Annotated in this window: 10 protein-coding genes and 1 riboswitch; of the genes, 4 read left to right on the top strand and 6 right to left on the bottom strand. The window is 46.4% G+C overall.

From position 1 onward, the window contains the following. The first annotated feature begins 7 nt into the window (after positions 1-7). A complete protein-coding gene (locus tag HRU69_06240) occupies positions 8-1,297 on the top strand; it encodes a beta-lactamase family protein (protein QOI97113.1) in 1,290 nt (429 codons plus the stop codon). A 70-nt stretch (positions 1,298-1,367) separates the two neighbouring features. On the opposite strand, the gene HRU69_06245 is transcribed toward HRU69_06240, so the two are convergent. The 4 genes from HRU69_06245 to HRU69_06260 all read right to left on the bottom strand — a co-directional run bounded on the left by HRU69_06245 (position 1,368) and on the right by HRU69_06260 (position 6,416). Continuing rightward, complete coding sequence (locus tag HRU69_06245; GenBank protein ID QOI97114.1) at positions 1,368-2,528, bottom strand: formimidoylglutamase; 1,161 nt, start codon at positions 2,526-2,528, stop codon at positions 1,368-1,370. Positions 2,529-2,614: 86 nt separating this feature from the next. Next, positions 2,615-3,913, bottom strand: coding sequence for an NADH:ubiquinone reductase (Na(+)-transporting) subunit F (locus HRU69_06250; GenBank protein ID QOI97115.1), 1,299 nt, complete (start codon positions 3,911-3,913; stop codon positions 2,615-2,617). A 91-nt stretch (positions 3,914-4,004) separates the two neighbouring features. Beyond that, a complete protein-coding gene (locus tag HRU69_06255) occupies positions 4,005-5,234 on the bottom strand; it encodes a homoserine dehydrogenase (protein QOI97116.1) in 1,230 nt (409 codons plus the stop codon). Positions 5,235-5,246: 12 nt separating this feature from the next. Then, positions 5,247-6,416, bottom strand: coding sequence for a PLP-dependent transferase (locus tag HRU69_06260; protein ID QOI97117.1), 1,170 nt, complete (start codon positions 6,414-6,416; stop codon positions 5,247-5,249). Positions 6,417-6,553: 137 nt separating this feature from the next. Continuing rightward, a riboswitch (SAM riboswitch) is annotated at positions 6,554-6,670 on the bottom strand. A 154-nt stretch (positions 6,671-6,824) separates the two neighbouring features. Here HRU69_06260 and HRU69_06265 point away from each other — a divergent pair. The 3 genes from HRU69_06265 (at position 6,825) to HRU69_06275 (ending at position 11,041) form a co-directional block, all read left to right on the top strand. Beyond that, complete coding sequence (locus tag HRU69_06265) at positions 6,825-7,496, top strand: protein-L-isoaspartate(D-aspartate) O-methyltransferase (GenBank protein QOI98843.1); 672 nt, start codon at positions 6,825-6,827, stop codon at positions 7,494-7,496. 86 nt (positions 7,497-7,582) lie between these two features. Then, positions 7,583-8,164 (top strand): hypothetical protein, encoded by a 582-nt coding sequence (locus HRU69_06270; protein ID QOI97118.1) that lies wholly within the window; start codon positions 7,583-7,585, stop codon positions 8,162-8,164. Between the two features lie 24 nt (positions 8,165-8,188). Beyond that, on the top strand, positions 8,189-11,041 hold the full coding sequence (locus HRU69_06275; GenBank protein ID QOI97119.1) for a CHAT domain-containing protein: 2,853 nt from the start codon (positions 8,189-8,191) through the stop codon (positions 11,039-11,041). Here the strand turns inward: HRU69_06275 and HRU69_06280 are convergent. Together HRU69_06280 and fabG are read right to left on the bottom strand one after the other, a co-directional pair. After that, positions 11,016-11,471, bottom strand: a complete 456-nt coding sequence (locus HRU69_06280; protein ID QOI97120.1) for a DinB family protein — start codon at positions 11,469-11,471, stop codon at positions 11,016-11,018. The two genes, HRU69_06275 and HRU69_06280, sit on opposite strands and share 26 nt — an antisense overlap. A gap of 1 nt (position 11,472) precedes the next feature. Next, positions 11,473-12,219, bottom strand: a complete 747-nt coding sequence (gene fabG, locus HRU69_06285; protein QOI97121.1) for a 3-oxoacyl-[acyl-carrier-protein] reductase — start codon at positions 12,217-12,219, stop codon at positions 11,473-11,475. Positions 12,220-12,301 lie beyond the last annotated feature (82 nt).

The following is a 12,301-nucleotide window of genomic DNA, read 5'->3' on the forward strand; positions in this document are numbered from 1 at the left end:
TGAAAATATGAATAGATTTATCAAGTACGCATTTGTGGCCACTATATTGATTATTGGCTGGGCTATTGTTGTGTTTAATGGACTATTAAATGGATGGTGGCATAACCCGATTACAAAAAGCAAGGGTACTGTCTCATTTATTACTGCTGTTAAAGAAACTGCAGAAAAGGAATTCGTAGGGAATTTTGCAATGGCAATCATGAAGGATGGCACCGTTGAAAAGGAACTATTCTTTTCTCATAATAAGCCCGTAGATAGAAATACGATTTTTCAGGTTTCATCTCTTTCAAAATTCGTTTCTGCTGTAGGAATAATGAAATTGGTTGAACTTGGAAAGGTTGATTTAGACAATCCTGTAAATCAATACCTGACGAGATGGCAATTGCCACCAGGCGAATTTGATACTGAACAGGTAACTGTTCGGAGATTACTGAGTCATACGGCTGGTTTGACGGATGGGCTTGGATACAGCGGCTTTGAAATCCGGGATTCTGTTCAATCCCTTGAAGAGTCACTCACTAAGGCAAAAGATGCGGATACGGGAATAAGCGGTGAAGTACGTGTTGGAATAGAGCCAAACTCCACCTGGAAATACTCAGGCGGTGGTTTTACGCTTTTACAATTGATAGTGGAAGAAACAAGTGGTCAATCCTTTAACGAATTTATGACTTCCAGTTTATTCAAGCCATTGAATATGACCAGCAGTACTTACATTTTAAGCGATTCACTAAATAGCAGTTTATGTGAGTTCTACAATGCGGATAAAACAAAAGCACCCCATTACTATTACACGTCATTAGCAGCAACTTCACTTTATACTTCATTGGCCGATTTAGAGAAATTTTTTCAAATTTTTCTGGAAGGAAAGAACGGTGAACCAATAGGCAGAGAACAAGTAAAGCCGGAAACGCTTAAGGCAATGAGAGAAGGTCATTGGGACGTAATGGGCGAGGAGATTTACGGCCTAGGCACTATGCTTTACATTGATGTAGAAGATAGCGAATACATTTTTGGACATGACGGAAAGAGCACACCTCCGATAAACACGGCAATAAGAATTAATCCGGTTACGGGTGACGGAATAATAGTTTTGGAAACAGGTAATCCGGATTTGGCTACACGAATTGCCAGTGATTGGGTGTATTTGCAAACCGGAAAAGCAGATACTTTGCTTTTTAGCATGTTGTTGGGAAAAACAACAAAAATTGCGTTAGTCGGAATATTCTTAATCGTACTAGTTGTTAGTGTCGTAGCAAGGGTGCGAAAGAAAACGGCCGCTACCAGGGGCTTGGCATAAAACCATTTGCGCTTGGTTGTCAGTGAAGTGCTTGTAGATCTGCCACCACACTATGCCGCAAGCTGTAACCCTAACTTAACTTCGCCACCATGCTGATGTACCGTTCGGGCACTTCGCCTTTGGTGGCGGTTTGGTAGTCGGTATAACTGCAGGGCACAATGCTGTTGCGGGCATAGCGTTCAAAGCCGCCCGGGTAGGGCACCTCCATCCACCACCGGTCGCTGAACTTGCTCTTGTAAAAGGTAATGGTCTCAGCCTCCACCGGCATGGCCACCACGTATTTCAAAAAGTCGTTGCTCTTAAAGTTCTGTTCCTTTTTGCGGTGGTAGTAGCCTTCAATAAAATACCACACCATGGTGGCAATTACGCTGGCAGTTTTTTTATGGGCATCGTCCAGTTCAGGGTTGTATTCATAAAAACCAACGGAACTCAGTTTTTCATTTTGCCCTGCATACCAGCAAATCTGGCAGGCTTCTTCACCGGTGAGGCCGAAAGGTTGCGCGTTGGCATTGCCGGGGGCATCGGCTGAGCGGATGGCGGTAACATCAAACGACAGCATATCGGCATTGCGGATGACGGGTTCCATCTCCTGCAGGTTGGTGCGCATCTGCCCGATTCGAAATGCTTCGAAGTACAGTTTCTCCAATACCGATACAGAGGCCGGGTCAATCAGGTAAGTCTGGTAAGCCAGGTGTGTATAACCAAACAGGAAGTTGGGTTCGTGCAGCATGATTTTATGAATATGCTGGCGGTTCATCGGTGCCTCCCGGTTTTCATCCAGGTCCAGGAAGGCGTCAATGTTCAGCAGGCTTACCAGTTTATCCATGGTTTCGTACGCGGCATACTGGCCGTAGTCAAGGTCGTGTGAGCCCCCGAGGATCACCGGCAGTACATTGTTTTCGAGCAGCATGCGGCACACCTCGCTCAGGCGGATATAGGTTTCTTCCAGGTCGTGGCCGGGGTTAAGGTTGCCCAGGTCAACCACGCGGTACAGGGCATTTCCTTTCTTCAGGGCATATAGTTTTTTACGTATTTCATCGGCTGCGTTTTTCGTTCCGGTGTTTTCACCGGCTCCGCGGTTCTCGCCAACACCCAGCAGGGCAATGTGGGCATCTTTGTATTCGGGCATTTTGTTGCCGAAGATGCGAATGCTTTTATAAAAAGATGACGTGGAAGTAATGGAGGCGTAAACCGATTCGGGGATGGGAGAGAAGAGAATGGTTAAATCCATGCAGACTATTTTTGAGAAAGATACGAAAGGAAAGAAACAAAAAGGGAGCCGGTCAGGCTCCCTTTTTGATCAGAATCTGTTGAAGATTACCCGCCAAAGTCGTCAAAGCGGATGTTCTCCTTTGGAATACCCATCTCGTCCAGCATCTTCAGTACCGCTGCGTTCATTAACGGGGGTCCGCAGAGATAGTATTCGATATCTTCGGGTGCCGGGTGATTCTTCAGGTAGTTATCGTATAGGCATTGGTGAATAAAGCCCAGGTAGCCATCTCCTTCCCGATCGTCAAGGCTCTTAAGTACTTTCCAATTGTCTTCCGGAAGCGGCTCCGACAAACCGATGTAGAAGCGGAAGTTGGGAAAGTCTTTTTCAATTTTGCGGAAGTGATCAACATAAAATAATTCCTTTTTTGATCGGCCACCGTACCAATAGGAAACCTTGCGGTTGGTTTTTTCGGTGTGGAACAGGTGGAAAATCTGTGCGCGCAGCGGAGCCATGCCGGCACCGCCACCAATGTAGATCATTTCGCGCTGGGTAGGGTTAATATGAAATTCACCGTAAGGTCCTGAAATGGTTACCTTGTCGCCCGGTTTGCGCGAGAACACATAGGATGAACAGATGCCCGGGTTCACGTCCATCCATTTGTTGTTGGCGCGATCCCACGGGGGTGTGGCAATCCGGATGTTGAGCATGATGATGTTGCCTTCGGCCGGATGATTCGCCATGGAATACGCCCGGAAAATGGGCTCATCGTTTTTCATTTTCAAATCCCACAACTTGAATTTGTCCCAATCGCTTTTAAACACATCGGGTTTGTGGCCCAGTTCGGGGTGCGGGGTAATGTCAATGGTTTTGTAGTCAACGGTAATGGCGGGCACATCAATCTGGATATAGCCCCCCGCCTCAAACTTTAAGGTTTCGCCCGGAGGGAGTTTAACAACAAACTCTTTAATAAATGTGGAAACGTTGTAATTCGATACCACTTCGCATTGCCACTTTTTAATGCCAAAAATTTCTTCGGGTATGCGGATGGACATATCCTGTTTTACTTTTACCTGGCACCCCAGCCTTACGTGGTTGGCGCGTTCCTGCCGGCTCAGGTGGCCCAGTTCGGTGGGCAGCACATCGCCACCACCTGATTCAACCACGCATTTGCACATGGCGCAAGTGCCACCGCCCCCGCAGGCAGATGGCAGAAAAATCTTTTGGTTGGAAAGCGTAGTAAGCAGGGAAGAACCGGCTGCCACGGTAATGGCATTCTGGGCATCGCCATTGATAATAATTTTTACCGGCCCCGATTGCACCAGTTGTTTTTGGGCAACCAGCAACAGGGCAACCAGCAACAGGATAATAACGGTAAAGGCAATAATGGACGAGGCAATAATCATAATGAAACCGGTTTACGGGCTACAAATATATTGCGCGTGCCTGTAAAATGACATCCAAAATGCAGTTTTTTCCGGCTTGTTAAACCTTATTTCAGGCCACCAACAATGTATTCGCGTTAACTGTGGCAAGAGCCGGAACAAAATCGGGTTCAGGGGCCAGAATGAATCCAACCCGACTGTCGCTGCTCCAGGTTTTTAATTTGTTGAAAGGGAGCCTCCCGCATAAATACTGGCTGTGGGCCCCGGCATAACCCGATTCAACTTCCTGAAAGTTATTAAGCGGAATCCCTTGTTCGGCAGGCAAGCGCACAAATGTTCTTACAGCGATGTCGTTCGAAAACCGAACGTCACTGTGTTGTTGAAGCTTGCGGTATTCATACCGGTAGCCATACCGCAGTGCTGAAATATCCGAAAGCACGGCTGAGCCCGTAGGGTAACCGCCTGCTCCTTTGCCAATGAATAACTGCTTCTCTGAAAAAGCTCCGCGTACTTGTACGGCATTGTATTCGTTTTGAATGTGCCTTAGTGAATTATCATTTTCAACAAACTGAGGCGCTACAAGCGCATGGATAGCGTTGTCGGTTTTGAATGCGCAAGCCACCAGTTTAACAGCAAGTTTGTTTTCCCGGGCATAATCCAGATCATCTGCGCTTATACGGTCAATACCGATGTTGGTAATATCATCCGGCTTAACAAATACACCGAATGCATGTGCAAGCACAATGGCGAGTTTGTATTTCGGATCGAAGCCGGCCACATCCAGAGTCGGGTCTGACTCAGCAAAGCCAAGCTGTTGCGCTTCGGCCAAGGCTTCGGCATAGCTTTTCTCTTCATTAAAAATTTTGGAAAGGATGTAATTGGTGGAGCCGTTGAAAATTCCGCATACTTCGGTAATCAGGTCGTTATCGTAATATTCTTCCAGGTTACGGATTATCGGGATGCTGCCGCAAACAGCTCCTTCATACAAAACCGACCGGCCATACTGTTGTTGGAGGTGATAGACTTCTTCGAGGTTTTCGGCCAGCATTTTTTTGTTGGCCGTTACCACGTGCTTGCCGTTTTGCAGAGCTTCCTTCAAAATAGCAAAAGCGGCATCTGCATCATCAATCAATTCAACAACCACATCTATTTCCGGGTCATGCAGGATAACGGCTTTATCCAATGTAAAGAATGAATCCGGCAGCGATCGTTTTTTTTCAGGATGCTTTATGCATATCTTTTTTATTTCGGCCTTAATTCCCCGCGTTTCATGAAGTACATGGTATAACCCCTGGCCTACGCAGCCAAACCCAAATAATCCGAGTTTCAATATTTTTCCCATTGCGATGTTGTGTTATGCGTTTACTAATTTTTTTGCTTTTACTCTTTCTATGGCCTGCTTCAGGTCGGCAATCAAATCATGGGCATCCTCAATGCCGCAGGAGAGGCGGATGAGTGAATCAGCCACACCCGACTGCAACCGCTTTTCGCGCGGGATGGATTTGTGTGTCATCTGGGCCGGGTGGCAGATGAGGCTCTTAACACCACCCAGGCTTTCGGCCAGCTTAAAGTATTTTGTTGTGGTAACCAGGTTCACGGCTGCTCCTTCTGTATCGTCTTTAAGGGTGAAAGAAAGAACACCTCCGAACAAGCCGTTCTGTTGCTGTGCAGCAATGGCGTGATTTTTATGAGGAGGCAAACCCGGGTAATACACGTTTTCAATTTCATCGCATTGCGAAAGGAAACGGGCAACCTGCAAGGCCGTATTACATTGCCGTGGAACGCGCAGCGTAACCGTTTCAATGCCGCGGATGGTGAGCCAGCAATCCTGCGGGCCAAGGATGCCGCCTGTGGCGTTTTGAATGAACTTGATTTTTTCGGCCAGTTCTTCGGTTTTCACTACTACCAGCCCGGCTACCAGGTCGGAGTGACCCGCCAGGTATTTCGTTCCGCTGTGGATAACGATGTCGGCACCCAGCGCAAGCGGCTTTTGAGCTACCGGTGAGGCAAAGGTGTTATCAACAACTACCAGAATTTGATTGGCGTGTGCAATGGCAGCAATTTTTTCGATATCCGAAATTTTTAAAGTCGGATTGGTAGGCGACTCCAGCCAGATGAGTTTGGTTTTATCGTTGATGTAATCAATGATGTTTTCGGCATCGGTTGTGTCAACGTAATGGATTTTGATGCCGAATTTTTCATAGATGTGCGTAAACAGCCGGTACGCCCCGCCATAGATGTCATCTACCGCGATGATTTCATCACCGGTTGAAAGCAGTTTGGCTACCGCATCGATGGCGGCAAGGCCGGTGGCGAAAGCAAAGCCTGCCCGGCCGCCTTCCAGCTTGGCGATGATATTTTCCAGTGCCAGCCGGGTGGGATTGTTCGAACGGCCGTAGTCAAACCCTTTGTTTACACCGGGCGCCTGTTGCACGTAGGTGGCGGTTTGGTAAATGGGTACGGAAATGGAGCCGGTTAGTTCGTCAACCGGTACACTGTGAATGATGGAAGTGGTGTTGCTCATGGTAACTGATTTTTTTGGTTTTACATTTTTTTTAAACCACTTACCGAGCAAGGCGTACCGGAACGAGCAAGAAAAAAGCTCTTCCGATAAATCAGAAGAGCTTTGTAATTCAGGTAAAATTATTCAAGCTATAATCTGACTTATCTCTCCCTGATTTCTCAGGGCTGGAGTTGGCACCTTACCGCTGACACGTTGGTCAGGGCAGGTTGTCAAGGCTTCATCGGGCCATTTCCCTCAGCCTTTCTTGATAAGTGAATTGTTAAAGAACGTGTACAAAGATAAACAGAATGTTTTTTAAAAATCCAAAAGCTATTCCGGAAAATGCTTTAAAGCTTGTTAATTTAATAGGGTAAATCCCTCTCACGGCTTATGCAGGCAAACGGGTGTTCGGTGTTGAGTTTAATTTTTATGCTGGGTGTGTACAAGGCTGCCATCTGTCAGGATTACAGCGCATTACGTAATGCTATGGTGGATAATCAACTGAAAGCACGAGGTATCAGATCAGCGGCTGTGCTTGCTGCCATGCGCAAGGTGGAACGCCACCGGTTTGTTCCTGAAAATATTTCTGTCCAGGCATATAACGACAGCGCCTTGCCCATAGGCAAGGGGCAAACCATATCGCAGCCGTACATTGTTGCGTTCATGACGGAAGTACTAAATGTAAAGCCAACCGATAAAGTACTTGAAATCGGCACAGGCTCCGGATACCAGGCGGCCATCCTTGCCGAATTATGCAAGGAAGTATACACCATTGAACTGGAGCCGGTGCTGGGCAACCGTGCCGACAGCCTGTTGAGGCAGTTGAATTACACTAATATTTTTGTACGCATCGGTGATGGCTACCAGGGCTGGCCGGAGGCGGCTCCGTTTGATGCCATTATTGTTACCTGTTCGCCCAGCCACATTCCTAAGCCATTGGAAGAACAACTCAGAGAAGGCGGGCGGATGATTATTCCGGTAGGAGAAGTTTCAGTACAGGAACTTGTTTTGGTAACAAAAGAAAACGGCAAACTGAAGCGCCAAAACCGCCTGCCTGTGTTGTTTGTGCCCATGCGTGATAAACGGGGTAAGCGGTACTGACTGCAGTGTAAAAACTTAACGTTGGTAAAGCTATCAAATGCGGTTTTTAATGGTTACCTTTCTTTTAAACCAAAACCCCACGTGCTATGAAAAATGTGTTAACCGGCTTTGCGGCAGGTGTGCTCCTGTTGCTGGCCATTGCTTACTTTGTTAAACCCACCTGGCTGTGTGGCTCATCAGCCGCTGATGACAGCCGGAAACCGCTTATTTCGCTGGCCGATTTGGCTATGGAGGTAAGCACACGGGAAGGCAATAATCTGGAAACCCTCGTAAAACTTGATAAACAGTTTTACAAAGCTTTGCTGCAGGGGAATAAGGTTGGCGGTATGTACTTTTATTCGCGCCATGGTTCTTGTTGTCCGTGCAGCACAGGGGGTACGAAATGTTGCTCCTGCTCTCAAGGTTCAGGCTTTGGCGTAATGAATAACTCAACCAATCAGGCTTATTTAGTCAATCAGGCTCTTTATAAATTTGCATCAAATTCAAATCAAAAACCTTTTGATAAGATTCCCCTTGAGGTAAAAGTGATAGATGATGTAAAAATTTTCCTGATTCCTGAATCGGTTGCAGACGGTAATTATACGGCCAGGTTTGAAGGAAATATTAATATTGAACTGGATATTGCAGTCCATTCGGATAAGACATTCGAAGTGATCGCCATCCGGTAGTACGAATTAAAATACGGTCAACCTATGAAGTTTCGGCCCGTTTGGCTTGTGTTTGTTATTCCCTCATTTTTTGCACAGGCCCAGCATTCCGAAATCAGCAAGTTGCTGGATTCTGCCATGTTGGTGTGGTACAGCGATTTTGACAGAACCCAGCAACTTGTTTTAAAAGCCGAGAAATTTTTTACTGACAGTACTGCAACTGTCAATGCTGATCTGATTGAACTTTACAAGCTTCGTATTCAATCCTGCCTGGCCTTTTCCCGGCTACAACAGATGAATCAATACATTGTTGAGCTTGAAAAGCTCCTGATAAAGAATAAACAACACTTTAGCAGGGAGGAGTTAAGCAAAATGAAATTGGATATGGAATTTCCAAGGGCTCAGTATCATCTTGCTATTGGAGAAAATAAGAGGGCCCTGGAGTCTTTTTTGAATATAAAAGCTGAATTGATGAAAGTGGCGCAGACACCTGAGGTATGTTATGAAATTTATTTACAATCAAACTACATTTCAGCCATACACCGTGATCTTGGTGAATTTGAAGCCTCGGTGAATGAGCAGCTTTCCAGTATACCCTACCTGATTTGTTCAAACCGACCGGGCTTTCCGGTTGTTTACAGAAATCTAGCGCTTACCTATTTAGAGAAACGTGACTTTAATCAGACCGGTAAATACCTGAAACTTTCGGAAGACTCGTTAAAAAGAGCGCTTCAATTGTGGCCTGAAGAACATGCCCGGGTGGCCATCAGTTTATATGAAACACAGGCCGGCTATTACGAACGAATCGGGCATCCGGACAGCGCCATGATGGCCATGATAAAGGCGCTGTCGCTCATACACCTTCGCTCCGTAAATAATCTGTTTAAGGGCAGAATATACTACCGGCTTGGTGTTCTGAATCTGCGTCTTGGAAATCTGAACGAGGCAAACAAATACATTGAGCAGGCTGAGGCAAATTTCAAACCACTGGAAGGGGACCCGTTGCATGTGGCCCGTACATTTTTGCTTAAAGCCGAATGGTCATCCCAATCGGGCAACTATGCAAAAGCCCTTGCCTATTGTGAGAAAGCAGAAATGGAGTTGGCGGCCCGTGTGGAGAAAGGCGCTGCCGGCAACTCCATCATCGTTGGAACAATTTCAAAAAAGGAACTCTTCAATATCCTGCATAAAAAAACGCAAGTGCTTTTGCGCCTTTTTGAACAGTCGGCTAACCGGGCTCATCTTATCCATGCACTGAACACAAACCAAATGGCTGTAGCCCTGTTCGACAGCACCGCCAATGAATTCAGTCTTGACAAAGACAAGATTATTCTATCAGAGTTAAGTTACAGCGCTTTTGAATATGGTATCCGCATCGCCCACCGGCTGTATCGCCTAACCGGTGACAGGCAGTACCTTGAAAAATGCTTTTGGTTTATGGATAAAAGCAAAGGTATTTTGCTGCTTGAAAACCTCCGCCTGGTAAACCGCTTTTCCGGTATTGAGCCGGAATGGCTCCAGCGCGAAAAGGAATTGAAAGCGGAAATGCTATGGGCTGAACAGGAAATATTTAGAACAGAATCAGCCCGGAACCAATCTGATAAATTGCAATCAGTGCGCGAGCGCTATGCTGCGATAAAGAGCGATTATAGCGTGCTTCTCAGCCAGATAAGAAGCAAGGCGGCCGACTTCTACCGGCTTCGCTTCGATCACTCGGTTGTACCCATGCAAACTATTCAGCAGCAACTACTAAAGCCCGGTGAAGTATTGATTGAATTTTTTACGGGCGATTCGATACTGGCGGTTGCCGGGTTCACCAGGTCAAAAATGTATATGCAGGTAAAACCCTTGCCGACAGAATTCACCAATCTGATAAATAAGCTGCAGTCAGCTTTAACAAGAAGTTCAGCCGCCAGTTTTACTAATCCTGCCCGCGAACTGTATGACCTTTTGTTGAATGATTGTTTGGCCGAATTGGGCAGCGATATGAAATCATTAATCATCATCCCGGATGGATTGTTGGGGTATATTCCTTTTGAAGTGCTGATGTCATCTGACCAACAAAATAGTTTTTTGAACAACAACTATGCGGTTTATTATGCGCACTCGGCAACGTACCTTCATGAGCAACTGCAGCGTAAGCTTCCTGATCCAAAATATTTCTTTGCCGGTTTTGTGGCCTCAGGTAACCCGAAGCTGGGCGTTCAACTTGCTACACGCAATGAAGCGTTATCGGTGTTGAAAGGAGCCGAGCATGAAGTAGCTTCTATTGCAAAATTGATTCGTTCAAAATTCAAAATTTTCAACCCGGCCGGTAAAACCGATTTCATCAAACATGCACCTGATTATAGAATATTGCACCTGGCTATGCATGCGGTAGTAAACGATGCAAACCCCATGATGTCGGAGATGATTTTTACTGTAGCAGATTCTGCTGAGCAATCGTTGACGGCCGGTGAATTATATGGGATGCAGTTAAATTCAACCTTGGCGGTACTCAGCGCGTGTAATACCGGCATGGGGCAATTACACCGGGGCGAGGGTATTATGAGTTTTTCAAGAGGTTTTGCGTACGCGGGTGTTCCTTCAGCCGTAATCAGTTTATGGAAAGTGCCTGATGAAGCAACTTCGAAGATCATGGTAAACTTTTACCGGTATTTAAAAAAAGGCGAGACGAAGGACAGGGCGCTTCAATTGGCGCGCCAGGAGTTTGTACGCGATAACCCGGAATATGCGCATCCTTACTTTTGGTCAGGCTTTATTTTAACCGGCACAACCAATCCGATTGAATTCCCTTCAGCCTTTCGATGGTACTGGTACGTTTTGGCTTTGCTGGTGGTGATTGCCGGTGGCTATGTATTCCGAAACCGCCTTATGCCAGGCCGTAACCTTTCATAATCAGCATAATCTGTCCGATGTGATACACATCGTGATGGATTATGCCGTGAAGCATGGTAAAGTACTTGAACGGCCTGCCCGGCACCTTTTGCCACAATAAATCATCCGGAGTTTGCTGTAGTGTCTCTATCAGAATTAGTTGACTTTCTTCCAGCAACCGAATAGCCTCATTCCAGTTTTTTTGTGTTGGAAAGTTGTCTTCATCAGAAAGTTCAAAGTGTTCATCTCCCTGCAATTTTTTAATCACGTAATTTCGCCAGGCAGCCATGTGGCGAATAAGCTCTTCAACAGAATGGCTGTTGCCTACGCGTAAAGTTGCATGTTCAGGTTTAAGTTTTGCGAGCATTTCTTTTACGGCCGGGCCATGCCAGGCATTTTTCTCGTAAGTGTGCGAAACAATGTCGATGATTTTCTGAACGTCTGTTTTCATATCAGGTCAGCATGCCGCCATCAACCTGAAGCACCTGCCCCGTAATGTACGAGGACATATCAGACGCCAGGAACACGCAGGCATCGGCTACGTCTTCGGGTTTTCCTCCACGTTTTAACGGGATGGCATCGCGCCAGCTTTGCACGGTTTTTTCATCCAGCTTGCCGGTCATTTCTGTTTCGATAAACCCGGGAGCAATGGCGTTAGAGCGGATGCCGCGCGAACCGAGTTCCAATGCCACTGATTTAGTGAAGCCGATAATGCCGGCCTTTGAGGCTGCATAATTAGCCTGGCCCGCATTTCCTTTTAACCCCACAACCGATGTCATGTTAATGATGGAACCACTTTTTTGTTTCATCATGGGTTTGGTAGCGGCCTTTACCGTGTTGAAGCAGGATTTGAGGTTAACATTAATCACTTTATCCCAGGCTTCTTCATTCAGGCGCAGCAACAGGTTGTCCATGGTAATGCCGGCATTGTTTACCAGTACATCCAATGATCCGAAATCAGCAACCACATCGTTTATAAGTTTTTCGGCCTGGGCATAATCCGAAGCATCGGATCGGTAACCCTTGGCTTTGATTCCTTTTGAAGCCAGTTCAGCCTCAAGGGCCTGGCCTTGTTCAACACTGGAGAGGTAGGTAAAGGCAACATTTGCACCTTGCTCGGCAAACCGAAGAGCAATGGCCCGGCCTATTCCTTTTGATGCACCGGTTACAAGTGCGGTTTTTCCCTGTAGGAGTTTCATGCGTGATGATTTGGATTGCGTCAAAAATAGCCATTTCTGCCAAAAACCGCGTTCATAAGCGCTTAAGAAGTTATATCTTTGG

The organism is Flammeovirgaceae bacterium, from assembly GCA_015180985.1.
In the GTDB taxonomy this organism is placed as follows: domain Bacteria; phylum Bacteroidota; class Bacteroidia; order Cytophagales; family Cyclobacteriaceae; genus UBA2336.